The sequence below is a fragment of the Thermogemmatispora sp. genome, from assembly GCF_042408735.1.
Lineage (GTDB): Bacteria > Chloroflexota > Ktedonobacteria > Ktedonobacterales > Ktedonobacteraceae > Thermogemmatispora.
Genome location: NZ_JBHOQV010000136.1, coordinates 200387 through 224169 on the forward strand (window position 1 = coordinate 200387; position 23783 = coordinate 224169).

A 23783-nucleotide genomic window follows, 5' to 3' on the forward strand; every position below is an offset into this window, starting at 1 on the left:
AAGAGAGAGCAAGCAGCAACTCAGAGAGGAGGCCGCAGCTATGGAGGAAGCGGTAATCGTCTCAGCAGTGCGTACGCCGATCGGGCGCTACGCAGGGGTGCTCAAGGATGTGCGCCCCGATGATATGGCGGCTCTGGTCATTGCCGAAGCCGTTCGCCGCGCAGGCATCGACCCTGGCAGCGTCGAAGACGTCATCCTGGGTTGCGCCAACCAGGCGGGCGAAGATAACCGCAATGTGGCGCGCATGGCCCTGCTGCTGGCTGGCCTGCCAATCCATGTCGCGGGCCAGACCGTGAACCGGCTCTGCGGCTCCGGCCTGCAGGCCATCAACAGCGCAGCCCAGGCGATCCAGGTTGGCGCCGGCGATACCTTTGTCGCTGGGGGAGTTGAGAGCATGACGCGCGCCCCCTTCGTTCTGGGCAAGGCCGAGAGCGCCTTTAGCCGCAGCGCTACCCTCTATGACACCACCCTGGGGTGGCGCTTTATCAATCCCAGGCTGGCCGCCATGCATTACCCCTACAGCATGGGCGAGACAGCCGAGAACGTAGCCGAACGCTACGGCATCAGCCGCGAGGAGCAGGACCGCTACGCGCTGCGCAGCCATCAGCGCGCCGTCGCAGCTCAGCAGGATGGGCGCTTTGGCGAGGAGATCGTCCCGGTCCCCGTGCCTCAGAAGAAGGGAGAGCCGCTGCTGGTCAGCAAAGACGAGCACCCGCGCCCCGATACCTCTCTGGAGAAACTGGCAGCCCTCAAACCGGCCTTCCGCGAAGGAGGAAGCGTGACCGCCGGCAATTCAGCGGGCATCAACGACGGCGCGGCAGCCCTGGTTCTGATGAGTGCACAGCGGGCGCGCTCCCTGGGGATCCGTCCCCGAGCACGCATCGTGGCCACTGCCGTGGCGGGCGTTGATCCGGCCTACATGGGCCTGGGACCAATCCCGGCCACCCGCAAGGCTCTCCAGCGCGCCGGGCTGAGCATTCATGACCTCGACCTGATCGAACTGAACGAGGCCTTTGCCGCTCAAGTGCTGCAGTGCGTGCGCGAGCTGGAGATCGACGAAGAGAAGCTCAACGTCAATGGCGGGGCCATCGCCCTCGGTCATCCCCTTGGGTGCAGCGGCGCCCGCATCATGGTCACGCTCCTGCACGAGCTGGAGCGCCGCGGAGGGCGCTACGGCCTGGCGACCATGTGCATCGGCGTCGGCCAGGGGATCGCCACCATTATCGAGCGCCTCTAACTAAGATCGCAGCCCTTCTCCGCCTCCCTCCCTCTCTCCGCGAGGACGAGGTCCGCGCGGCACCTACCTGTGGAACGGCGCTCAGCCGGATAGGCCCAAAGAAACAGCAGAGGAGCGACAACAAGAGAAGAAGGAGAAACGAAGCGAAGCACAACAAAGCCAGGTGAAGGAAGGGAGCGAGGAGAACAGCGAAGATAGAGGAAAGGAGGGCGCCCAGAGCAGGCCGGGCTGGGCGCCCTTTACTCTTCCTGCGCTGCCTCAGCCTGGCCAGCAGCCTCGGCTGCCGCACCGGCTTCCTCGGCCTCTGCAGCGTTCTGATCGACGACCCGCACGGTAATGCGCGGGATCAGGTTGCGAGCCACCCTCACTGGGACCTCGAAGGTGCCGGTGGCCCGAATCGGGCTGGCCAGCTCGATGAGGCGGCGATCGATCGTCAGGCCCTCGGCCTGGCGCAGACCATCGGCGATATCCTGGCTGGTGATCGAGCCGTAGAGGCGCCCATTGCGCCCGACACGCGCCTTGAAGGTCAGGGTGACCTGGCCCAGACGCTCAGCAAGCTGACGGTTGAGCTGCTCTTGCTTCTCCAGGCGGCGCCGTTCCGCCGCCACACGCTGCTCGCGATTGGCCAGCAATGCGGGCGTAGCGCCAGCCGCCAGCTTGCGCGGCAACAAATAGTTGCGCGCGTAGCCGTTGGCCACCTCTTTCACCTCGCCGGCCTTGCCCAGCCCCGCTACATCCTGAAGGAGAATGACTTTCATCGTTCTTACTCGAAACTCCTGGAACAGGGAGAAGAGCAGCTCCTCGCCCTGGAGGGAGGCGAGCGCTCTGTCTTCTCCACAGTATTGGCTCGTGGTCTGTTCCCGAGAAGTATACACCTTCCCGCGAGGAAGCGCAAGCCGCCACCCGCAGAAAGGCGGCCGGGTGGCCCGCCAGCCAGGCGGCGGGCGGGGGACAGGCCAAGAACGAGGCAGCCCCAGAGCCAGAGGCCGCAAGACCCTTTCGGGCGAGAGACGCCTCTCGCTGCCCAGAAGGAGGGCGACAAGCCTCCTCCCTCTCTTCCAGCGAGAGTCGTCACCCACCGGGAGAAGCCGCACAATCGGGAACATCGGTAGGAGCTGACAGTACAACTGCCGGACCACGAAAAAGCCAATGAGCAGCAGGCCCTTCCTTACTTAACTTACTTGCTGACTGACAGCACTTACTCGGAGCGGCCTATCAGCGATTGGCGCTCAGACGAGGAATCGAGAGGGATACCTTCGAGCGTCGTTTCGATCAGGTAGCGAACGACAGCCAGGAAGCTGTGGGTCTCGTTCCAGATAGCGATCTGACGATCGGCGCCGGTGCCGCGGGGATCATCCAGCAGGAAACGCAAGTAGTTGATCTCGCGGCGCGTGCCCAAATCGTCGAGCACGTCATCGACAAAGTCAAGCAGCTCGTGGATGGCATCGCGCATGGGCAGCGTGCGATGATTGACGAAATCGATGACCTGAGCATCGAGACCGTAGCGCATGGCACGCCATTTGTTCTCTTCCAGGTAATCGCGCGGCATCACGTGCAGCCCCATGCCGTGCTTGTAGAGCCAGGTCAGCTTCGCCACCAGAGCCTGACAGAGAGCCGCCAGCGCCAGCGTATCCTCGAGAGTGGCGGGCATATCGAAAATGCGAAACTCGAGCGTCTTAAAGAACGGATGCGGGCGCAGATCCCACCAGATCTTCTTGGCATTATCGATGCAGCCGCTCTCGATGAGCGCCTGCACATAGCGATCAAAATCGCCCCAGGTCGGAAAGACCTCCGGCAGGCCGCTACGCGGGAAACGCTTCCAGACTACGGCCCGGTACGACTTCAAGCCGGTAATACGGTTGCCCCAGAAAGGCGAGTTGGCCGACAGCGCCAGCAGATGGGGAAGCCAGGTGCGAATCTGGTTCATCAGAGCAATGGCGATGTCGTTGTTCTCGACGCCGATATGGACATGGAGGCCAAAGATGAGAATCGAGCGGCCTACGTCCTGAAACTCCTCTTCAAGCTCGATATAGCGAGGATGATTCGATCGCTGCTGCTCCTGCCACAAGCCGCCCGGATGCGTGCCAGCACTGACCAGGGCCAGACCCTCCTCCATCACCAGCCGCGCCAAGCGGGCACGCAGTTGCTGCGTCTCCAGGCGTGCCGCCGTGATGTTGGGATAGATCGGGCTGATAAGCTCGATCGTGGATTGCAGCATCTCGGGCTTGATCTGCTCACCAAACTGAGAGGCTCCTTTCTCAAGAATGCCGTGGACGCCGGGCATAAGACGGCCTGTCTGCGGATCGACAAGCTGGAACTCTTCTTCAATTCCGATGGAAGGAGTAGGCAGCTGGTATGTTCGGAACATATGTCCTCCTCAGCGTTGAAGGAACAAGCAACCGGCTGGCAAGGGACACTTCCTTACTGGGGCCGGCATGGCCAGCAATCAGCCATGCTGGAACACGCTGCTTATATTGTACCAGAAATCGATCATTTTCACCAGATATCGTATCGATGGAGATAAAAGCAGGTGCTGAGGGAAGAACAGGGTCAGCCGACATCTCGCACCCGGCTGGCAAGCCCTTCCATCAGCCAACCAGGCGAGCAGCGAGGAGGCGAAGAAAGAAGATCTTCCTTTCGGTCCCCCGCCTGCCCTCAGCCAGCCAGCCTGGCAGGAAGGCATACAGACAGCCATACAGACAGATAAGCTGGCTGGCTGACCCGCTTGCTCGACCGGCTGGCTGGTTAGCGCCGGCTAGAGGACGAAGGCGTAGGGCAGCAGGTCCGGCACCGTCAGGCTCTCGGCCAGGCCATCGATATAGATGATGGCCTGGGGGGCCAGATCGGCCAGCCACTGGCGGCAGGCCCCGCAAGGGGTACGCGCCGCGGCGGGGGCGGTAGGAGAGGCATCGATACAGGCCACAGCCAGGTGGCTGATCGTACGGGCACCGGCGCTCAGAGCAGCGGCCAGGGCCGCGCGCTCCGCGCAGAGCGTCAGCCCGTAGCTCGAGATCTCCACATTGACCCCGCGATAGAGCTGGCCATCGGCCACGACCACCGCGCCAACGCGGAAGCGCGAGTAGGGGGCATGTGCCAGAAGGGCGGTCGCGCGGGCCAGAGCCAGCAACTCTTCTCGTCCTGGTGTCTCAGATTGGGCACTCGTCATGGTTGGCAGGCGTGCTCCTTCCTCTTTCGGTCTGCTTGCTGCTGGCCACCTCCAAAGGGCAGTGGCCTCCTCCAGCCAGCATGTCCGCCGGCCCGCTCTGCCTCCCGCCTCCTTTTTCGCTTTACCCGCTTCGTCCTGATCTTCCTCTCTTAGCCTGAGAGAAGCAATCTTCCTACCCCGCTCAGGTGGCCGTCGGGCCGGTAGGGCGGGCCAACCCCTCAATGGGGGAGGTCCAGGATTCCCACGACGGACTAGCTACTCAGGTGACTGGAGATAGCCCAGATTGTATCATGCTGTTACCGCCCTGAGCACAGCCCGTTACTAGCAGTGAAAGCTCGACCGGCTAGCTACAGCCACGAACACACGCCGATCCATCCCCAGTGGGGGAAAAGCGCAGCTACAGGCTTGCAAATCAGGAGGAAAGACACGTGAAGATCCTGGTAGCGGATGACGACCGCGATATGGTGGACATCCTGAGCTACTGGCTCAAAGGGCATGGCTACGAGGTGGTGCGCGCCTTTGACGGCGAGCAGGCGATCAAGCGATGGCGCGAGACGCTGCCCGATCTGGTGATTCTGGATGTTGAGATGCCCAAGATCGACGGTTTCGAGGTCTGCCGCCAGATGCGCAACGAGACCAACTCGATGGTGCTGATTCTGACAGCCCACGACCAGGAGGAGGACGAGATTCGTGGGCTGGAGCTGGGAGCCGATGATTATCTGCGGAAGCCCTTCAGCCCTCGTCAATTGCTGGCACGGATCAAGGCGATCCTGCGCCGGGCCTCGAACGTGCGCGGCTCCGCCAGCTCGTCAACGATCACCGTGGGACCGTTCTCGCTGGACGCCATGCGCCACGAGGTGGTTCGCGATGGCGTGAAGATCCGTCTGACTCCCACGGAGAGCCGCTTGCTGCATCTGCTGATGACCCACACGGGCCAGGTCTTGACCACCGATATGATTATCGAACGTGTTTGGGGCTACGACGAGGCCGGCGATTCGGGCCTGGTGAAGACCCATATCCGCCACCTGCGCCAGAAGATCGAGCCGAATGCCAATCAGCCACGCTACATCACCACCGTGCCCGGCGTTGGCTATACCTTCACCGCCCCAACACCCGTTGAGTCGTGAGAGCCTTGCAGAGAGAAAGCTTCACCAGCGAGGTCCCACCCGCTGGCTCGGCCCAGCCAGGTCAGCAGACGGACCGCTACCGCCACCGCCACCGGCAGGACCTCGCGCCGCGCTGGGCCACATACCGTTCTCTTTCTCCCCTCGCTCATCAGCCTGGCCGGCCTGGCCACCGCTCCCGTAGTCCAGGTCTCCGCCCGGCCAGCATCGGGAGGGAAGCCCCAGGAGATAGCCCGCGGCAGCTTCCCCTCTGTCAGGGGCACCTCACCACCTCTCTCTCCTCACCACCGGCCCCCCCAGCCGCCACCCGGCCTCGCCGGGGCGCCGCTTCCGAGGATCGATGGTTATGAATACGGAACGCCGGAGGCCAAAAATTAACCCGATGTTAACCGGATCTCCATAAAAAAGTGTATCAAGGTAGGTTAGGATAACCAGCGTTGAGGCAATATATCTACATATAGCTCTCAGTATTCAAGCAATGCTCTTTATGAGCGGTGAACTCATCAATCGGTCGTAAGGAGAGAATCGATGGCAATGCCAGTTATGCAAGATGACGATGTTCTGTTGACCTTTAAAGAGGCCATGAACTACCTGCGGGTCAGCCGCTCAACTCTTTATCGCCTGATGTGGTCGGGCCAGCTCACGGGGCACAAGGTCGGCAGCACCTGGCGTTTCTACCGCGGCGACCTGCGCGCCTGTGTGGGGCGCGAGACACCGACGCCGGTGGCCAGGCTACAGGCCAAGCTTCAGTCGCGGCTCTCCGGCCAGAATAACCAGAACGCTTCTACGGCGCACAACGGCTAGTCTGCCAGACTACCCTACCACGTCTCGACAAACTCACACATCATTGACTGGTTTGCGCCCTCCACGGCGAACCGGACGCAGAACGTTCCACGTGTCCGGTTCGCTTTTCGCTTTCCTTTCCCCTGTCGACTCGCAGGCCCTCTCGCTGGCCCTCGTCAGCCGATCCGGCCTGCCCGCGGCGGGTCGCCATCCCGGAGATGAGAGCGGGCCGGGCCGGCGCGATGGTGCCGGTCGGGGAGAGCAGACGGCGCATACGTCCACAGGCCAGGCCGGACCAGGGCTTGCCTGGACCATAGGGACGCTCGCTCCGGCGCCTCAGAGGCGATCGAAATCGATAATTTTCCAGCCGCTTCCTACCTGACGTACCGTGAGCAAGACCGTGTAGGAAAGGTGGCTGCGGGTCACATCGACCTCGACGGTATAGGTCGGCCCCTCATCCAGGCCGAAATTAGGCAGCGAGCGGATTTGATAGCTCAGGACCGGCCCGTAGCGGCTATCGAAGTCATGCCCCTCCTGGACAAACTCCTGCAGGGTAAGCTGAGCATGAAAGCCCCCGGGCTGCAGATCTTGAAAAGCGTGAACGTAGTCCTGGCGCTGGATATCACCATAGTAGTCGTCGACCAGCGCCGTCAGGCCGTTATACTGCTGCTGAATCTGCCTGAGCGAGCCGACAAACGTCCAGGCGGCGGTTCCAATACAGGCCAGCAGGGCCACGGCCAGAATCGCCAGCGAGATCCAGATGAGGCGTCGCGAGCGCCTGACAGGGGTGGCCGAAACTGGGGCCAGGCCCGGCGGCCTGCCCGCCGAAGAGGTCGCGGGAGGCGGCGGGACAAAGGGAGCCGCTCCCGTCGGACCAGGTGCCTCCGGAGCTGTGAGGGGAGGAGACGGGGGTCGCGCTGGGGGAAACGGTGGCTGGCTGCTGGCGGGGGCGGATCCGGCTTGCCCTATATGGGAGGCAGCGCCGGCCTGCACCCACGGCTGACGCCTGTCCGTTGCGGGGACAAGGCGCTCATAAAAGGCTGGTGGCGGCGGATAAACAAAGTCGCCTGCTGACTCTGAGGCGGCAGGCGACAAGGGCTGCCCCTGCCCTTCCGGCTGCGCTTCTCCCTGGCGCGCAGCCGCCTCAGGGGCGCTGGCCGGCAGCGCTCCGGCAGCAGCCTTCTGCTCCGGCTCGTGCCCAGCCTGGCCGCCGCCTTGCGAGGCCTCCGCCGGCTCTGGAGACTGCATGGGCTTGCTCCTCAAAGAGAGTCAATCGTGAGCATAGACCTGACCTGGCTGCTCGTCTTAATAAAAAGCTAGCAGATCATGCCCCCTCTGTCAAGGAAAAGGCCGAGTCTCAACCGGGAGGGAACAGGGGCACCACCTCCGGCCTGCTGGCCAGGGGCGCCTGTCCGCGGCTCGCCCACGCCAACCAGGTCAACCCAGAGCTTCCCGGCCTGGAAGAAGAAGAGATCGCTGCTGAAGCGCGACAGCGCTTCCGGCCCGACGCAGCCGTGCACAGTGGCCTTCGCCCTCTGCAGGCTGCCTCTCCGCCTTGCCCCCGCCCATGAGAACAGGCCACCAGGTCAAGGCGGGATAGAAAGCACTGCCTGGATTGCCTCCCTCTATGGCCGCTCCGTCGAGAGAGCGAAATGCGTGGGTGCCAACTGCTCAAACTCCTCCTCCATCTCCATGCGAACACGCCGCTCGGCCTCGGGACGGGAGAGCTGGAAACGACGCGCGTAGGCGATGACACGATTGACAAAGGTTCGGCTGATCTCCTCACGCTGCCAGCGAATGTCGGGCATTGGGCGCAGATGGATCAGCGAAGGATCGTAGAAAGCGGACTCGGGCAGGGCCAGGGCCACCAGCAGGGCATACTCGTTGACAGCCTGGCAGACCGAGGGCGAGAAGAAATCAGCCCGCGTACTGGAAACAATCAGCACCCCAGAGCAGCGGCTCGCAAAGAGGACCGGACAGGCGCAGGCGCTGCGCTCGAACTCCTCGGCCACGAACTGATGGCGCTGCTCACGGTCCAACTCACTCCAGACCTGCAGGCGCTGGAGCATGGCCGCCGTCCCCGCCAGGGTCGTGCTGCCGAGAAAGGCCCGGCTCTCCTGGGTCGTTACCCAGGGGCTGGTGGCCCGAATCTCGGCCTCATAAAGGGAGTGGATCCCATCAGGGCGGGGCGGCATCAGCTCAGCATAGGTCAGAGCCAGACCGCGCTGCTCAGGATCAAGATGCTTAATCGCGGCCTCGAAAATAAGCTCGATCATCTGCCAGCGCCGGCTGTCGTCCTGCCCGATCGTCGCGCGCAGCTCGAGGACCTGACGGTACAGCTCGCGCTCAACCGGCGGCAGCTCTCCGACCGGCGGCAGATCGAGGACATTGGGGAAACTCTGCTCAATGGCCTCCTGCAGCTCGCGGCGATGCTCGGGCATGACCTCCAGAATCTGCCTCAGATAGGTGGGACGTGGCTCAGACTGGCCATTCATCCAGCGATAGATGGTGTTTTCCGAGACCCCCAGCGAGCCGGCGAGCTGGGCGATGAGCGCCCGATCGCGCTTGAGAATGCGCTGCAGGGTCAGGCTGAAGGGAGTAAGGCCCATAGCAGTCGAGTCAGCAGCCTCAACGGAGCGGGCCGCGCTCCGGCCCCGACCACGTTTGGCTACCCCCGGATTCGCGTGACGGCCGCGGGTACGCGCCGGCGGGCGCGCTTCTGGCCCGCCAACCCGCTGCCTGCGCCGCGGCGGGCGGGAAGAGTCGTGTCCTTGCTTCATCTGACTGATTGCTCCTTCCTTACCTTACCTGTTGGTGCACTTACCTGCCACCAGACCAGCAGGGGCACCGGCTGCGGCTACGGACGAACGGCGGATCAAGGTGCGCTGTCTGTGAGCGTGCGTGCGTGCGCTGCGAGGCGGCTTCGAAGAAGTGCCTGTCTCTGCTCTTGTCTTGCCTGATATGGTTGCTGGGAAAGGATTTGCCTGAGTCGATTATATCACGTCGAAGGAGCAGATTACCAGAGCATTTTCTAACATGAACGCACTTTCATACATCCTTTCTATTTATTACAACATTTTAATATCGGGACAGACAGGCTCGAGCCAGATGGGAAGCGGCATCAAGCGGCTTCTCAGCTTATGGCGTGCAGTGTTCGTGCATCGTGGCCGCGTGTCGGATTGCATGATAGGCCGCCTTGCAGCCTTTTAGCGCCGGCTGGATTATGAACAAAGTATTACAAAACTCCTACAAATGTACATACACTATTGTCTTCTCAGAGGCCCGCATGTTATACTCTCCTCACCATTGAAGAAACCTTTGTTTGCGCCACGTGCGCGAAGGCGAGGATTGTACTATGGCAGCGAATAATCCGGTCTTTGGTAACGAGTGCGGGCTTCCTCTCAATGCGGTCGCCTGGCTGGAAATGCACCACCGCTGCAAGGCGGCAGAGCGCGAACGGATGGTGCGCGATCTCCAGCTAAAGGCGGGAAGCCTTGTGGTTGATGCCGGCTGTGGCCCCGGCCTCTGGATCCCCCTGTTGGCCCGGGCCATCGGCCCCCAAGGACGCATTATCGGCGTGGATATCTCGGTCGAAGCCCTGGTCACCGCCCGGCGACGCAGCGCGGGCACCTGGTACGCCCCCCAGGTCGAGTATAAGCTCGCTCCTCTGGAGCAGCTGCCTCTCGCGCATGGTTCCGTTGACGCCATCTTCAGCGCCAATGTCAGCCAGTACCTCCCAGAGCCTGTTAAGACCTTCAAGACGCTCGGTCAGTACCTGGCGCCCGGGGGCCGCCTGATCGTCAAGGACATCGACTTCGGGACGCTGCGCTTCCATACGATTGATCCCGGCCTCCAGGCCCGCGTCTTCCAGGCGCGCGAGCGCTGGGAGCGCGTTCGCGTTGAGCATGGCTATCCTTTCGAAGATAGTTGGGTCGGCTCAAAATTGGCTGGCTATCTCCGCGAGGCCGGCTACGAGGAGATCGAGGAGAAGACCTACTTGATCCAGCGCCGCTATCCTCTCTCTCCAGACTACCGCTCCTATCTGCAGGGAATCGCCGAATGGTTCGTCTGCGAGGGCGCCCCTGGCTTGAGTTCGGAGGATCTGACCGCCTGGCTGCAGTGCTTCTTCGATGAAGAATACAATGTCTTCGATCAGGACACGTTCCTCTACGAGGAAACCGAGTACGTGGTGAGTGGTGTCTGGCCCGGTCGGCGCGCCTCCCGCGAGGAGGAGGCCCTGACTGCGGCGTTCGACGAGTCGGAGCCTCGCTTGCTCTCTTTGGAGGAGGTGCTTTCCTGAGATGGCCTCGCTGCCTGGAACGGCATGCTCGCCGGTGACCAGCGCGGCCTGGGGCCATAGAGCCTATCAACGGGTGAGCAGGTCTGGCAGGACGCTGCCTTGATGAGGGAGGAAGGAAGGGAGTTTCCCAATGTTATCCTTCATCATCACTCTGATCTCGCAGGATGCGGATGGCCATTTTCAGGGCCTGGGTGGAGATGCGACCTCGCCGACTCCCTGGCTCGCTGACCTGTGATCCTTCGCCCAGCCTCCAGCCCGGGGCAAAGGCAGAAGCCAGACGCTCGCCCCCGCCAGGCAGCTCCCTGCAGAGAATCGCTCGCCAGCTCAGAGGGGCCAGAAGCTCGGGGGAGAAGGGCCAGAATCGCTCTCTCTGTTCGCCCCTCGTGGCGATATAGCGTTTCCGATCCGCGTTGCTCTCCCACAGCGGGCAGGGGTGGCCTCCCCTCCACCTCTGCCCTCCTCTCCTCTTCTCTTCTTCTCTTTCTCTTCCGTGTCGGCGCTTGCGCCGGCTGCGCCCGCTCTCTGCGCTGACCCCCCATGGGCAGAAAAAAACGGCCCGGCGGGCCGTTTCCTTCGGAAGAGCCTTGCCGGCTCCCTAGTGCAGGGTGTTGAGTCGCTCCGCGATCATGGCGATGGCCGCGTCGCCTACAATGGCCTGGAGCTGGTTGTGGAGCTGGCCCAGATGCTCCATCCTGGCCGTGATGAAGTCGTGACGCGAGACGCCACAGGCCAGCCCGCTCAGGCCGCGCTGCGCCGCCTCGTACTCATCACTGATCTGCTTGAGTAAGCGCGCGACTTCGCTACCCTGTTCCTTGGTCGTCAGCATGGTTTCCTCCCCTTCTCTGGTCTGGATCAATAAGGTCTCCAGGGCGATCCCCGGCGGTTGAGCGATGTCAATAGCCACTCAGCGATTGTGATAACAATGTATGTTACTTGTTAGCAACATACTCGGTAACGCACACTCATAGTATGCATGAAAACATCTCCTCTTGTCTAGAGGCAACCTCACCTTTTTTGAAATCTGACAGAGAGACCACATATTTCAATCAATGTTATGTTAGCGATGTCTGCAACGTTATGGCTCTCTATCTGCTTTTGTAAGCTGACAGGCAGACAGCTCGGTTACACAGGCCCGCGCGCCCTTCTCCTCCCAATCACCCCTCGCCAGTTAGGACCTTTGGGCGGGTCACCGCCGCCGGAGGAGGTTAGTCTTGTCTTGTGTATCAATCTATACTATAGACGAATAAGCAAGCTGACAGTCAAATACCTGGACGTCGGCCGGCTTGCTGGTGCTTCGGCCCTCCTTCGTCCCCCGCCTGGGTCTGCTGCCCGGACCCGCGCGCGCCCCCCGGCTCTCCTCGCGCCCGCTGGCTGCCGTCCTGGCTGGCTGCCGCTCCTCTCCGCCCGCGAGCATTGCTGATTGCAATCGCCGGGCATTACGTATATACTCTACTTAGCGCTTGCCCAGGTGTCGGTGAGGAGAAGCTCGACCTGGCTTGCTGGGCAATTGGTGCGCGAAGAAGCCCCGTTGACTCCCTTCTGACCTTGCCGTCAGTTGCAACGTGGCACCAAGCGATAGCTCTTTACCAAAGGCCCTGGCAGATTCAGGAAGGGATCTGCCAGCAAGAGCGAAAAGGAGTTAGTATGGCCCGTGTAAGCTTTGTACACGTTTACAAGCGGTTTGACAAGGTTGATGTGGTGCGCGACATCAACCTTGAGGTCAAGGACCGGGAGTTCCTGGTTCTTGTCGGTCCATCGGGATGTGGCAAGAGTACCTGCCTGCGCATGATCGCCGGGCTGGAGGAGCCGACCGCCGGAGAGATCTACATCGGCGATATGCTGGTCAACGGCGTGGAGCCGAAAGAGCGCAACGTGGCGATGGTCTTTCAGAACTATGCCCTCTATCCCCACATGAATGTCTTCGATAACATGGCCTTCAGCCTGAAGCTTCGCGGCGTTCCCCGCCAGGAGATCAAGAAGCGCGTGCAGGAGGCCGCCGAGATCCTCGAAATCGCTCATCTCCTCAATCGCAAGCCCAAGGAACTCTCCGGTGGCCAGCGGCAGCGCGTGGCGCTGGGGCGTGCCATTGTGCGCGATGCGCAGGTCTTCTTGATGGATGAGCCTCTGTCAAACCTGGACGCGAAGTTACGTGTGCAGATGCGGGCAGAGATCATTAAGCTCCACCGGCGCGTGCAGACGACCTTTGTCTACGTGACCCACGATCAGGTGGAGGCGATGACGATGGGCGATCGTATCGTGGTCCTGCACCAGGGGGAGATTCAGCAGATGGGGCCTCCACAGGAGCTGTATGACCATCCGGCCAATATGTTCGTGGCCGGCTTTATCGGTTCTCCGGCCATGAATTTCTTCCCGGGCGCCCAGGTGGTGGAGAACGGCGACGGGGTGGGCATTGCCCTGGGCGACTTCGGCTGGGTCCAGGTGCCGGATCGCTATGTGGAGAAGGCGCGGGCGGCCAAGGGACGCCAGTTGATCTTTGGTATCCGCCCTGAGCATTTGCGCGATGCCGCTCTGCTTCCGGCGGGCGCCGATACGGCTTCGACGCTCGTGGCGCCGGTCGATGTGGTGGAGCATCTGGGCAACGAGGTGCAGGTCCATATGTCCGTCAATGGTACGACGCTGGTGGCTCGCCTGGATCCGCGCTCGCATCCGGTGGTTGGCGAGCCGTTGAGGCTGCACGTCGATCCCGACCAGATCCACCTCTTCGACGCCGAGACGGAGAAGGCCTACTTCTAGCCTGTATAGCTTGCTCTGATCCGCCAGGATGGCTCTGCCTCGATTGACCCTTGACCTGACAGGTTGATAAGACGGGTAAGAGGGTAGTAGATCGGGCCAGGCTGGCCGACAGGTTTGCTGCCTGTCGTTGTCGGCCTGGCCCTGGCCTTTGTGGAGGGCGCACCCTGGAGTCGGCCCCGCTGCCAGCTCTTTTCTCTTCAAGTCCTGCAGCGGCCCCAACCTGCTTTGCTTGACCAGGGCGGCGACCTGGGCTGAAGGCGAGGCGATACCGGCCAGGCCAGTCAGGGTCATGACGGTCGCCTGGCCAACTGGAGGTGGCCTGTCAGACGGCATGGCGCGCTCCGCCAAGACCGCTCCCTCTGCTCTGGTGGCCAGCTATCGGCGCGGACAGGACAGGACAGGACCGGAAGGGACGCTGGAGGAACCAGCGGGGAGAGATGGCGCGGGCCTCCACACCCCCCAAAGGCCCGCGCCTTAAGCCAGGTTAGGCGACCGCTGGCAGGAAGTCAGAGGCCACGCCGATGACCTTGAGCTTCTTGCGCAGCGAGTTCATGCCGAAGCGGAGCAGCTCGTCGGGGTCCTCGCCAAAGCTGCTCAACAAGGCTCGCTGGAAGTCGGAGAGGTAGAGGATGTCGTGGATCTGCGGCATCCATTTTTGAATGGTCTGGCGGATGACGTCGGCATAATGGGCATCCTCCTGGACCATGTCGCGCAGGAAGCGCACGCCGAAGAGGACGTGGCGCGATTCGTCGCGCGCGATGGCGTTGAAGCCTTGCTGGAAGCCCGGATACCAGCCCATGCGCTTGTTGCGGTTGAGCATGCTGCGCTGGCCGGCCAGGGCCAGGGTGCCTTCGGTAATGATGTGGTAGAGGGTGACACCCTCGACGAGATGCTCGAGCTGCTCGGGCTGGGCCTGGATGCGCTGACCGATCTCGACCAGCCCCTCCATGAGGATCTGCCGCTCGCTCTCGCGCAGCAGGGGGCGAATCTGGACGAGCAGGGCCTCGATGTCCTCTCCCTCAAAGCCGAGCGCTTCGCGGAAGAAGCGGTCGAAGAAGACGGAGTGGCGCGCTTCGTCAACAAGCTGGGTGGTGAGAAAGATGCGCTGCTCCTCTTTGGGCATGGCGGCACAGTAGGGGATGAGGGTGTGGGTGACGCTGACTTCACCCTGGAAGAAGACGACGAAGCCGCTGATGTGCACCGGACGGGCCGCCTCTTCGATCTGGCTCCATTGCTGGCGGTCGGCGCTGAAGTCGATGTCCTGGGTGCTCCATTGCTGTTTCTCCCAGCGGTGGTAGAGTTCGCGATAGGTCGGCAGGTTGACGAGCTTGTCGTCGATCTCGCCGACGATGATGGCATCTCCTCCCAGTTGACCAAGCTCGCGCAGTGAGGCTTTGCTGATGTCGATCGCCATGATGGACTCGGCTCCTTTCCTTTCCTTGCGGCTAGGCCCCCGCTTCTGCGCGGAGGCGATCCTGCTTTGCAGTCCTGCATTCCGCTGTCCTGGTGCACGTACTGGCAGCGCTACGCCGCTGTAGCCGGTGCAGCAGAGCAGGGGACGACCCGGCTGCGGGCTGGCCGTGGCCGCCGGGCTGTTCCCCCAGGGTGCTGCGGGTCCGACCGCGCTCCGGCCGGACGGACGGAGGGTAGGCTCTTGGGACCGGAGCCGGGCCGAACCGGGCTGCCGCTGGCTGCGCGGCAGACGGCCCGGCCCGACCTGGCCACGGTCCCCGCCTCGCTTGACTGAGCCTGGCCCGATCGATGCGCTCGCTGGTCCTGGCTGTTCGCCCGCGACGCGAGCTGCGCGCACTTAGTTGCGCAGGGGCTTGCCGGTCATGAGAATGGCCTGCATGCGTTCCTGCGTCTTCTCCATTCCGCAGAGGCTCAGGAAGGCCTCGCGCTCAAGGTCGAGCACCTGCTGCTCGCTGAGCGGCGTCAGCGGCGAGGTGTTGCCGCCGGTGACGATGCGCGCCAGATGGCGGCCGATGACAGCGTCGTGCTCGCTGATCTTGCCCGCGAGGAGCATGTTCTCGATCTGCTGCTCGAGAACCAGGCGTCCGCCTGGCCCGGGCAGCAGCAGCATGGCTGGCTGCGGCGGCTGCCAGCGTCCCGCTTCGCGCGCTTCGGCCAGGCGCAGGGCGTCGGCCTTGGCGTCGCGCAGCAGGAGGTCGCGATTGGTGGTGATGCTGTCGCTGCGACGCAGGAAGCGGTATTCCTGCGCCTCGACGGCACTGGTGGCCACGGTGGCCGTGGCTACCATTTCAAAGACGCGCCGCGGGGCGGCAAATGGTCCTCCGGAACCGCGGGCCTGCTGGTCTTCCAGGCGAGCTCCGTGGCGCAGGAGTAGCTCTTTGACGCCACCGCCACCGGGAACGAGACCGGCCCCAACTTCGACGAGGCCGATGTAGGTCTCGGCGTGCGCGCGGACGTGGCTGCTGTGCATGACGATCTCACAGCCACCTCCCAGGGTACGCCCGGTGGGGGCTACGACGACTGGGATGGGGCTGTATTTGAGGAGCATGTTCACCTGCTGGAAGGCGTTGACGGCCTGCTCGAGCATCTCCCACTGACCGTTACGGGCGCCGACGAGCATCAGGAAGAGGTTGGCGCCCGCCGAGAAGTCGGGGGCCTCGTTGGCAACGACGATGGCCCGGTACTGCTTCTGCCCCTCCTCGACGGCGTAGTGCAGCATGTCGATGATGTCCTGGTCGATGGCGTTCATCTTGGTGTGGAATTCGACGCAGACGATGCCATCGCCCAGGTCGATGAGCGAGGCCGAGCTGTTCTCGCGGATGACTTTGCCTTCGGCCCGGGCTACGCTGAGGGAGAGGCTGCCGCGCAGTTGCGGTACGGGCTGATAGCGGCCGCTGCGGAAGTCGAAGTAGCGCCGCTGGCCGACGGGGCCGCTGTAGAAGCGCCCTTCTCCCTGGGTGATGACCTGACGCACCAGCTCGGGCAGACGGGCCCCGTGCCTCTCAACAAGGGCGCTGAGGTCGGCTGGCACCTGCCCTTCGCCGCTCACCTCTTTAAAGGCTGGATGGGCCTGCAGGACACGGGCGAGGGTCTCGGGATGCTCCAGGAGAATGTCCCAGCCTTCAAAGCTGCCCAGGTCGAAGTTGAAGCCCCAGCGCATGGCCTGGTCAACGGCTACGATGCTGTCGGCAATCTCCGGCGCCAGGCGAGCGGCATAGATGAGGGAGTCGGCCAGGGTCTCGCGCGCCAATTGGGCGGCGCGGTCGTTGCCGTTGAGAACGGCCAGCATGCGCCCGGCAGGATCTTCGATGTTGCGCGCCGCTCCGATGGAGTCGAAGCGCGGCTTCTGCTGGGGCTGGTACTCCAGGGTCTGCAGGTTCAGCTCGAGGATGGTCGATGAGCCATCGGCGTTCTTGACGCGCTTGTAGAAGCCCTGGCCGCTCTTCTCGCCCAGCCAGCCGCGCCGCACTAGCTCGCGCACGACCTCGGGAACCCGGAAGACTTCGCGCTCGGGATCGTTGGGGGCGTTCTCGTAGATGTTGTCGGCGACATGGACCAGGGTGTCGAGGCCGGAGAGGTCGGCGGTGCGGAAGACCGCCGATTTGGGTCGGCCCATGCTCGGCCCCAGGATGGCATCGACTTCGCTGACGGTGTAGCCCTCCTCTAAGGCCCGCCGGATGGTCGATAGGAAGCCGTAGACGCCTATGCGGTTGGCGATGAAGTTGGGCGTGTCTTTGGCCAGGACCACGCCCTTGCCCAGCACTTCGGTGGCGAAGTCCTGCATGAAGCTGACCAGGGCCGGATCGGTCTGCTGGTCAGGCACAATCTCCAGCAGGCGCATGTAGCGCACCGGGTTGAAGAAGTGGGTGATGAGAAAATGCCGGCGGAAGCGCTCGCTGCGCCCGGCGGTCAGGAGGTGTGCCGGCAGGCCGGAGGTGTTGGAGCTGACGATGGTCTCGGCCCCCAGCAGCGGCTCAAGCCTGTCGTAGAGCTGCTGCTTGACGTCGAGGCGCTCGAAGACGGCTTCGACAACCCAGTCGGCCTGCGCCGCTTCGTGCAGGTTGTCTTCGATGTTGCCTACGGTGATGAGCCTGGCTTTGTCTTTGCTGTAGAAGGCCGCGGGCCGGGCCTTGAGGGCACGCTCCAGGCCGGTGCGTGCGACCCGGTTGCGGTCCTCGCCAGCGTCAGGCGGCACAATATCGAGCAGGAGGCTGGGAATGCCGACGTTGGCGAGGTGGGCAGCGATGGCTGCCCCCATGACGCCGGCCCCGATGACCGCTGCTTTGCGAATCTGGTACCCCATGACTACGACAACCTCTCGATGATGGTCGCGACGCCCTGGCCGCCACCTACGCAGAGCGTGGCCAGGCCCAGGGTCTTGTCGGCAGTCTGCAGGTCGTTGATGAGCGTGGCAACGATGCGGGCACCGCTGCAGCCCAGGGGATGACCCAGGGCGATGGCTCCCCCGTGTGGGTTGAGCTTCTCTTCGTCAAGGCCCAGCTCCTGGACGACGGCCAGGTTCTGGACGGCAAAGGCTTCGTTGAGTTCGATGATGTCGATGTCGCTGAGCTGCATGCGCGCGCGCTGGAGCACCTTCTTGACGGCTGGCACCGGCCCGATTCCCATGATGTCCGGCCGGACACCGGCAACGGCCATCGCCACGATGCGCGCCAGCGGCTGAATGCCAAGTTCACGCGCTTTCTCGGCGGACATGAGGACGACGGCGGCGGCTCCGTCGTTGAGCGGGCTGGAGTTGCCGGCGGTGACGGTCCCGTCTTTGATGAAGGCCGGCTCCAGGGCGGCAAGCTTCTCCAACGAGGTGTCGCGCCGCGGCCCTTCGTCGGTGTCCATGATGCGCCCGTCGGGCAGCTTGACCGGGATGATCTCGCGCTTGAAGAAGCCGCTGTCAATGGCGGCTATGGCCCGCTGGTGGCTGCGCAGGGCAAAGGCGTCCTGGGCCTGGCGGCTGATGTTGTATTTGCGCGCCAGGTTCTCGGCGGTCAGCCCCATCGGGATGTAGCTGTAGAAGCCGTACTCTTGCTCGCTGGGCGGATAGGGCCAGTCGTATTTCTCTCCTTCGGCTGGCTTGATGAGACGCGGGTTGAAGCTGGGGTTGAAGCCCCCCATCGGCACACGCGACATGCTCTCGACGCCCGCGGCGACGATGGCTTCTCCCTGCCCAAGCATGATGCTCTGGGCCGCCATGTTGACGGCCTGCAGGCTGGAGGCGCAGAAGCGGTTGACGGTGACGCCTCCACAGGTCTCGGGCAGGCCAGCCAGGGGGGCGACGATGCGCGCCATGTTCATCCCCTGCTCGCCTTCGGGAAAAGCGCAACCAAGGATGACGTCTTCGATCAGGGCAGGATCAAGCTGCGGGACGCGATCGAGAGCACCACGAATGGCGAAGGCCGCCAGGTCGTCGGGCCGCACGTCCTTGAGGGACCCTTTGTTGGCTCGTCCGATCGGCGTGCGTACGGCACTGACAATCACAGCATCTATCATGGGGGATCTGCTCCTCGTATCTGCTTGTTGTGACGCTACAGGCCAGCCTGCCTGGACGGCCCGCCCCGGCGGAGCGCCCACAACAGGTTGGCTCTCTTCTTTTTTATATTGATTGGTCTGGGTGGGATGCTAGCCGCTCGCCCGGTCGCTGACGGGCTGACGGACCCTGCTGAGGGGAAGGAAGGCCCGGTCTGGACTACCTCGGGTCAGGCCAGGTCGGGCCAGGGCGCCGACGGGCCGTTTCGCTCCTGTCGCCGGCTGCCGCTGCCGCTCCCCCCTTTAGTCCGCTCGTTCGTCAGGAAGGCGGCTGGCGGATGATGCCCTGGGCGCTGCCACGCAGCACCTCTTTGCCGTGCTGGTTGCGACAGACAGAGGCTAGCTCCAGGGAGAGGTAGCCCTCCCCAGGCTCCAGGCGCTTGACGGTCATTTCGCAGCGTATACAGTCACCGGCAAAGACCGGGCGCAGAAATTCTATCTGCATGGTGCGCGCGATAAAGTTGAGGTCGCCGCCCAACCTGGTGGGTATGCTGGCGGTGAGCAGGCCCTGAACCATCAGCCGGCCCTGGGCATCGGGCTGGATGTGGTGCTGGCCTTTGTCGCCCGAGAGTTCGGCAAAGAGGCGGATGTCTTGCTCGCTGAAGGTGCGTTCGCAGGTCAGGACATCACCGACCTGCAAGGGTCGCTGGCTCGTGCTCTCCATCGGTTCCTTGCTCCTGGGCCTTCCTGCCCTGCCCGCTGGCCCGGCTGGCTGCTCTACTGGCGGCCAGTCACAAGGGCGGGGAAAGGCTCCCCCAGATGACCAGCCGGCGACGGCGGCGGAAGGGCGGGCCAGGTGCCGGCGCTGCGGCTCCGACCCGCAGTCCACCAGCCGCCGTCGGCCTTTGGCACTCGGTCACGCTATCACACAGGATAGCTATGGGGGCAGGAGAGAGAGTCTGTCTGGTTTGCTGGCCTGGCCGCTCGTTGCCCTGGCGAGCGAGCCAGGGCAGGGCGAGCGTTGCTGCCTGCCTCTCCTGCCCGCTCTGGCGGCTAGAAGTGGGGCAGCGGATAGCCTTTCCTGGCCACGACTTCGGCGGCGATCTCGCGCTGCAGGGCCACGCCGTTGATCTGGTAGTCGCCGATATAGGCGCGCACGCGGGCCAGCTCCTCGCCGACCGTCTCCGGCTCAAAGTAGGTCATGATGAGCTGGTCCAGGTTGAGGCGGATGCGCGAATGGGCCAGCCAGGTTGCCAGTTGGGCCAGCTTGCTGTGCAGGGCCGCGTTCTCGTCGCCGCGGCGGCTGGCCTGGATGGCGCGCGCCAGGGCGCTATCGCTGGCGTAGATGTCGATGAGCAGGTTGGCCAGGTATTCGATGAACTCCTCTTCGTTCTCCAGGGCCTGCATGTAGCGCATGGCGACGCGCATGCCGGCGTAGATGGCCACGTCCTTGGCGCGCTCGACGGCGTGGACCGCGGCCCGCAGCTCGGCAGGTACCTCGTCGCCGGGAGCCGGCAGGGCTTCGCCCGCCTTGATGCGCGCTTCGATGGCCGGGTAGCGCTGCATGAGGTCGATCTTGCCTCCCAGCACGCGGCGGAAGAGGGTGCCGGCAGCTACCAGACGGTTGATCTCGTTGGTGCCTTCGAAGATGCGCTGGATGCGGGCGTCTCGATAGGCTTTCTCGATCGGGTACTCCTGCATGTAGCCGTAGCCGCCGAAGATCTGGACGCCCTCATCGACGACGAAAGCCAGGACTTCGCTGCCGTGGACCTTGGCGATGGAGTCCTCGATGGCGAATTCTTCGATGGCCTTGAAGACCTGCTCGGTCTGCTCTCCGGCTCCACGCCGGGCGTTCTCGATGTTGGCGGCGGTCCGGAAGACCTCGCTTTCGGCGGCGTAGGTCTCGGCGGCCATGCGCGCCAGCTTCTTCTGGATCATGCCGAATTCGTGCAGGTATTTGCCGAAGGCCTGGCGCTCGGTGGTGTAGGCGGCGGCCAGGTCCAGGGCCGTGCGCGCGCCACCAACGGCGCCGGCTCCCAGCTTGAGACGCCCGATGTTGAGGATGTTGAAGGCGATCTTGTAGCCCTTGTGCAGCTCGCCCAGCAGGTTTTCGACCGGCACGGGCGTGTCTTCAAAGTAGACCTGGCGCGTCGAGGAGCCTTTGATGCCCATCTTGCGCTCTTCGGCGCCCGTTGAGATGCCCGGCCAGCTTGTCTCGACGATGAAGGCCGAGGGCCGCTGGCCATCGACGCGCGCGAAGACAATCATGAGGTCGGCAAAGCCGGCGTTCGAGATCCATTGCTTGGTGCCGTTGAGCAGGTAGTATTTGCCGTCCTCGGAGAGGCGCGCCGTCGTGCTGAGGTTCATGGCGTCGGAACCAACGCCCGGCTCGGTCAGGGCGTAGGCCGCGATCCATTCACCGGTGGCCAGCTTCGGCAGGTATTTGCGCTTCTGCTCTTCCGTGCCGTAGAAGACGATCGGCAGGGTGCCGATGGTGGTGTGGGCGCCGAAGGCCACGCTGAAGGAAGCCTCGTGAATGGAGGAGGCGACGATGGCGCTGGTGAGGAGGCCCAGCTCGGCCCCCCCATATTGCTCGGGGATGTCGATCATGAGCAGGCCCTGCTCGCCGGCTTTCTTGACCAGGGCGGGCATGACGCCCGGCTCCTGATGCTCGACGGCCTCGAGCTTGGGGAGCACTTCGCGCATGACAAAGGTGGAGGCCGATTCGGCAATCCAGCGCTGTTCCTCGTCGATCTGCTCCAGGGTGAATATTTTGTCGGCACTCTCGCTGACCGGCGTCAGCAGGAAGGCCGTTCCGCTTTCGGTGGGCTTCATCGTCGTAGACATGCTCAGTTGTACCTCCAGTGGCTGGGTCCAGGCCGGCGCTGGCCTCACGGGCGGCCCGCTCGCTGTCTTGTTCAGGCGCTCGCTTCTTCCCGCGTCGCCCGGCTTGGGCGAGGTCCCAGCCGTGTGCGTGTTGCTGTGAATTGGCTTGTCGATTCGCTGGTCTTCGTTGGTGTTGATGCCCGGGCTGGCCCAGGTCGGGTCAGTCAGGTCGGTCAGGCGAGCCGGGGCCCTGGCCAGCCAGTCAGTCAGCCAGCCAGCCAGGGCAGCCCCTCAGGCTCGATCCCGCTCCTGACCAGCTCCGCTCCGGGCTGGCCCAGCCCGGCCCGACGCTAGCTGGTTTTCTGAGCCGCGCCCCGCTGCTGGAGCCATTGCTCGCGCAGCTCGCGGCGCAGGACTTTGCCGATCAGAGACTTGGGCAGGCTTTCGCGAAATTCGATGATCTTGGGGACCTTGTATGCCGTTAGCTCCTTGCGACAGAAGCTGACAATCTCCTGCCGCGTGCTGTCGCTGGCCACCACGCCCGGCTTGAGGACAATGAAGGCCGCTACGGTCTCGCCACGGTATTCGTCGGGTACGCCCACTACTGCCGCTTCCTGAACGGCGGGATGGCGGAAAAGGACTTCTTCGATCTCGCGCGGGTAGACGTTGAAGCCGCTGGCCAGAATCATGTCTTTGGCGCGCTCGACCAGGTAAAAATAGCCTTCTTCGTCCATCTTGCCAAGGTCGCCGGTGCGCATCCAGCCGTCGCGGAAGATGGCCGCGGTCTCTTCTTTGCGGTTCCAGTAGCCCTGCATGATGTTCGGCCCGCGGACTACCAGCTCGCCGATCTCGCCCGGCGGCAGCAGCCTGCCGCTCTCGGGATCCATGATGGCGGCCTCTACTTCGGGCAGGGGAAGGCCGATGCTGCCTTCGCGTACATCACCGTTGAGCGGGTTGCAGTGGGTGACGGGCGAGGCTTCGCTGAGGCCGTAGCCCTCTACCAGACGCCCCCCCGAGAGGCTCTCGAAGTCGTGGCGCACTTTGGCCGGCAGCGGCGCCGCTCCGCTGATGCAGTAGCGGATCGATTGGAAGGCGTTGCTGTCTTTGCCGGCTTCGCGCATGATGGCGATGTACATGGTCGGGATGCCCGGGAACATGGTCGGACGGTAGCGCTTGATGGCCCGCACGACTTCTTTGGGCTTGAATTGAGGCAGCAGAACCATGCTGGCCGCCGCCAGGATGCCAAGGTTGAGGCCCACGGTCAGCCCATAGGAGTGGAAGAAGGGGGCGACACAGAGGCCGGTCTCGCCCGCGTCATGGGCCCGCGGGGTCCAGTAGCGCGTCTGGTAGGCGTTGGCCAGCAGGTTGCGATGGGTAAGCATGGCGCCTTTCGAGAGGCCGGTGGTGCCGCCGGTGTATTGCAGCACGGCCAGGTCGGAGCTGCGCGGCGGGTCGGGTACGGTGAATACTTCTACCCCTTCGCTGCTGCTCGGCTTGAGGAGGTCGCTCATGAGCAGCAGCCTGGGATCGCTGCGCAGTTCGTCTCTGGTCAGGGGCGGCTGCGGCTGCTTGTGCCGCTCCCGGCGCTGGCTCAAGGGGTAGAGGGTGCGCAGGATGGGCGGCAAAAAGTCGGCGGGACTGGTGATGATGATGTGCTCCAGGGCGGTCTCGTCTCGAATGGCCCGCACTACCGGATAGAACATGTCGAGCATGATGAGCACACGGGCCCCCGAGTCGGCCATCTGGTGCTGCATCTCGCGCTCGGTGTAGAGCGGGTTGGTCGGGACGGCAATGGCCCCCAGCCTCAGGGTGCCGTAGAAGGCTATCGGATACTGCGGGATGTTGGGCAGGGCAATGGCTACCCGGTCGCCTTTCTTGATGCCCAGCCGCTGCAGGGCGGCGGCAAAGCGATTGGCCAGGGCGGCAAATCGCGCGTAGGAGATGCGCGTGCCGTAATAGATGAAGGCGGTCTTGTCAGGATGACGACGGACTGTCTCGTCAAGCAGCCAGGTCAGGGGCTGGTCGGGGATCTCCAGGTGAACGGGGACGCCCTCTTCGTAATGCTTGATCCAGGGCCGCTTCGCCAACAGCTCCGCCTCGGCCTGCACCGTCGCGCTCATCGAGGGTTGTTCGTTCGGCTGT

The 23783-nt window shown here is 63.6% G+C and carries 18 protein-coding genes; 5 read left to right on the forward strand and 13 right to left on the reverse strand.

Annotated elements, in window-relative coordinates:
- Window positions 1-40: 40 nt before the first annotated feature.
- The gene (pcaF, locus tag ACFMO7_RS14795; protein WP_376796260.1) at window positions 41-1237 is read left to right on the forward strand and encodes a 3-oxoadipyl-CoA thiolase; all 1197 of its coding nucleotides are present in this window, start codon (window positions 41-43) and stop codon (window positions 1235-1237) included.
- A gap of 239 nt (window positions 1238-1476) precedes the next feature.
- Here the strand turns inward: pcaF and rplI are convergent, their stop codons facing one another.
- The 3 genes from rplI to ACFMO7_RS14810 all read right to left on the reverse strand — a co-directional run bounded on the left by rplI (window position 1477) and on the right by ACFMO7_RS14810 (window position 4403).
- Window positions 1477-1995, reverse strand: coding sequence for a 50S ribosomal protein L9 (gene rplI / locus ACFMO7_RS14800; RefSeq protein ID WP_376796261.1), 519 nt, complete (start codon window positions 1993-1995; stop codon window positions 1477-1479).
- A gap of 440 nt (window positions 1996-2435) precedes the next feature.
- Window positions 2436-3605 (reverse strand): carboxylate-amine ligase, encoded by a 1170-nt coding sequence (locus tag ACFMO7_RS14805; RefSeq protein WP_376796262.1) that lies wholly within the window; start codon window positions 3603-3605, stop codon window positions 2436-2438.
- 387 nt (window positions 3606-3992) lie between these two features.
- The gene (locus ACFMO7_RS14810; protein WP_376796263.1) at window positions 3993-4403 is read right to left on the reverse strand and encodes a cytidine deaminase; all 411 of its coding nucleotides are present in this window, start codon (window positions 4401-4403) and stop codon (window positions 3993-3995) included.
- 428 nt (window positions 4404-4831) lie between these two features.
- Between ACFMO7_RS14810 and ACFMO7_RS14815 the strand changes: the two genes are divergently transcribed.
- Window positions 4832-5530 (forward strand): response regulator transcription factor, encoded by a 699-nt coding sequence (locus ACFMO7_RS14815; protein WP_052887662.1) that lies wholly within the window; start codon window positions 4832-4834, stop codon window positions 5528-5530.
- On the opposite strand, the gene ACFMO7_RS14820 is transcribed toward ACFMO7_RS14815, so the two are convergent.
- Window positions 5494-5790 carry a hypothetical protein gene (locus tag ACFMO7_RS14820; protein WP_376796264.1) on the reverse strand — a complete coding sequence of 99 codons (297 nt, stop codon included), beginning with the start codon at window positions 5788-5790 and terminating at the stop codon, window positions 5494-5496. The two genes, ACFMO7_RS14815 and ACFMO7_RS14820, sit on opposite strands and share 37 nt — an antisense overlap.
- A 265-nt stretch (window positions 5791-6055) precedes the next feature.
- On the opposite strand from ACFMO7_RS14820, the gene ACFMO7_RS14825 reads away from it, so the two are divergent.
- On the forward strand, window positions 6056-6331 hold the full coding sequence (locus ACFMO7_RS14825; RefSeq protein WP_376796265.1) for a helix-turn-helix domain-containing protein: 276 nt from the start codon (window positions 6056-6058) through the stop codon (window positions 6329-6331).
- A 315-nt stretch (window positions 6332-6646) separates the two neighbouring features.
- Here the strand turns inward: ACFMO7_RS14825 and ACFMO7_RS14830 are convergent, their stop codons facing one another.
- Window positions 6647-7558 carry a hypothetical protein gene (locus tag ACFMO7_RS14830; RefSeq protein ID WP_376796266.1) on the reverse strand — a complete coding sequence of 304 codons (912 nt, stop codon included), beginning with the start codon at window positions 7556-7558 and terminating at the stop codon, window positions 6647-6649.
- A gap of 377 nt (window positions 7559-7935) precedes the next feature.
- Window positions 7936-9090 (reverse strand): helix-turn-helix domain-containing protein, encoded by a 1155-nt coding sequence (locus ACFMO7_RS14835; RefSeq protein ID WP_376796267.1) that lies wholly within the window; start codon window positions 9088-9090, stop codon window positions 7936-7938.
- 575 nt (window positions 9091-9665) lie between these two features.
- Between ACFMO7_RS14835 and ACFMO7_RS14840 the strand changes: the two genes are divergently transcribed.
- A complete protein-coding gene (locus ACFMO7_RS14840) occupies window positions 9666-10610 on the forward strand; it encodes a methyltransferase domain-containing protein (protein ID WP_376796268.1) in 945 nt (314 codons plus the stop codon).
- A 595-nt stretch (window positions 10611-11205) separates the two neighbouring features.
- Here the strand turns inward: ACFMO7_RS14840 and ACFMO7_RS14845 are convergent.
- Entirely contained in the window at window positions 11206-11436 is a 231-nt protein-coding gene (locus ACFMO7_RS14845; protein ID WP_052887657.1) for a hypothetical protein, read from the reverse strand.
- Between the two features lie 818 nt (window positions 11437-12254).
- Here ACFMO7_RS14845 and ACFMO7_RS14850 point away from each other — a divergent pair.
- The gene (locus ACFMO7_RS14850) at window positions 12255-13364 is read left to right on the forward strand and encodes an ABC transporter ATP-binding protein (protein ID WP_376796269.1); all 1110 of its coding nucleotides are present in this window, start codon (window positions 12255-12257) and stop codon (window positions 13362-13364) included.
- Window positions 13365-13848: 484 nt separating this feature from the next.
- On the opposite strand, the gene ACFMO7_RS14855 is transcribed toward ACFMO7_RS14850, so the two are convergent.
- The 6 genes from ACFMO7_RS14855 to ACFMO7_RS14880 form a co-directional block, all read right to left on the reverse strand.
- Window positions 13849-14778 carry a ribonucleotide-diphosphate reductase subunit beta gene (locus tag ACFMO7_RS14855; RefSeq protein WP_376796270.1) on the reverse strand — a complete coding sequence of 310 codons (930 nt, stop codon included), beginning with the start codon at window positions 14776-14778 and terminating at the stop codon, window positions 13849-13851.
- A 396-nt stretch (window positions 14779-15174) separates the two neighbouring features.
- The gene (locus tag ACFMO7_RS14860) at window positions 15175-17640 is read right to left on the reverse strand and encodes a 3-hydroxyacyl-CoA dehydrogenase/enoyl-CoA hydratase family protein (protein WP_376796271.1); all 2466 of its coding nucleotides are present in this window, start codon (window positions 17638-17640) and stop codon (window positions 15175-15177) included.
- Window positions 17641-17642: 2 nt separating this feature from the next.
- A complete protein-coding gene (locus ACFMO7_RS14865) occupies window positions 17643-18839 on the reverse strand; it encodes a thiolase family protein (RefSeq protein WP_376796272.1) in 1197 nt (398 codons plus the stop codon).
- 295 nt (window positions 18840-19134) lie between these two features.
- Window positions 19135-19539 carry a MaoC family dehydratase gene (locus ACFMO7_RS14870; RefSeq protein WP_376796273.1) on the reverse strand — a complete coding sequence of 135 codons (405 nt, stop codon included), beginning with the start codon at window positions 19537-19539 and terminating at the stop codon, window positions 19135-19137.
- 329 nt (window positions 19540-19868) lie between these two features.
- On the reverse strand, window positions 19869-21662 hold the full coding sequence (locus ACFMO7_RS14875; RefSeq protein WP_376796274.1) for an acyl-CoA dehydrogenase family protein: 1794 nt from the start codon (window positions 21660-21662) through the stop codon (window positions 19869-19871).
- A gap of 329 nt (window positions 21663-21991) precedes the next feature.
- Complete coding sequence (locus tag ACFMO7_RS14880) at window positions 21992-23761, reverse strand: long-chain fatty acid--CoA ligase (RefSeq protein WP_376796277.1); 1770 nt, start codon at window positions 23759-23761, stop codon at window positions 21992-21994.
- Between the last annotated feature and the right edge of the window lie 22 nt (window positions 23762-23783).

What these genes read in the sequence shown, in the direction of transcription:
- ACFMO7_RS14865 (WP_376796272.1), bottom strand. Translation starts at nt 18,839, where the DNA reads ATGATAGATGCTGTGATTGTCAGTGCCGTACGCACGCCGATCGGACGA.
- ACFMO7_RS14810 (WP_376796263.1), bottom strand. Translation starts at nt 4,403, where the DNA reads ATGACGAGTGCCCAATCTGAGACACCAGGACGAGAAGAGTTGCTGGCT.
- ACFMO7_RS14870 (WP_376796273.1), bottom strand. Translation starts at nt 19,539, where the DNA reads ATGGAGAGCACGAGCCAGCGACCCTTGCAGGTCGGTGATGTCCTGACC.
- pcaF (WP_376796260.1), top strand. Translation starts at nt 41, where the DNA reads ATGGAGGAAGCGGTAATCGTCTCAGCAGTGCGTACGCCGATCGGGCGC.
- ACFMO7_RS14855 (WP_376796270.1), bottom strand. Translation starts at nt 14,778, where the DNA reads ATGGCGATCGACATCAGCAAAGCCTCACTGCGCGAGCTTGGTCAACTG.
- ACFMO7_RS14830 (WP_376796266.1), bottom strand. Translation starts at nt 7,558, where the DNA reads ATGCAGTCTCCAGAGCCGGCGGAGGCCTCGCAAGGCGGCGGCCAGGCT.
- ACFMO7_RS14840 (WP_376796268.1), top strand. Translation starts at nt 9,666, where the DNA reads ATGGCAGCGAATAATCCGGTCTTTGGTAACGAGTGCGGGCTTCCTCTC.
- rplI (WP_376796261.1), bottom strand. Translation starts at nt 1,995, where the DNA reads ATGAAAGTCATTCTCCTTCAGGATGTAGCGGGGCTGGGCAAGGCCGGC.
- ACFMO7_RS14875 (WP_376796274.1), bottom strand. Translation starts at nt 21,662, where the DNA reads ATGTCTACGACGATGAAGCCCACCGAAAGCGGAACGGCCTTCCTGCTG.
- ACFMO7_RS14825 (WP_376796265.1), top strand. Translation starts at nt 6,056, where the DNA reads ATGGCAATGCCAGTTATGCAAGATGACGATGTTCTGTTGACCTTTAAA.
- ACFMO7_RS14860 (WP_376796271.1), bottom strand. Translation starts at nt 17,640, where the DNA reads ATGGGGTACCAGATTCGCAAAGCAGCGGTCATCGGGGCCGGCGTCATG.
- ACFMO7_RS14880 (WP_376796277.1), bottom strand. Translation starts at nt 23,761, where the DNA reads ATGAGCGCGACGGTGCAGGCCGAGGCGGAGCTGTTGGCGAAGCGGCCC.
- ACFMO7_RS14835 (WP_376796267.1), bottom strand. Translation starts at nt 9,090, where the DNA reads ATGAAGCAAGGACACGACTCTTCCCGCCCGCCGCGGCGCAGGCAGCGG.
- ACFMO7_RS14805 (WP_376796262.1), bottom strand. Translation starts at nt 3,605, where the DNA reads ATGTTCCGAACATACCAGCTGCCTACTCCTTCCATCGGAATTGAAGAA.
- ACFMO7_RS14845 (WP_052887657.1), bottom strand. Translation starts at nt 11,436, where the DNA reads ATGCTGACGACCAAGGAACAGGGTAGCGAAGTCGCGCGCTTACTCAAG.
- ACFMO7_RS14850 (WP_376796269.1), top strand. Translation starts at nt 12,255, where the DNA reads ATGGCCCGTGTAAGCTTTGTACACGTTTACAAGCGGTTTGACAAGGTT.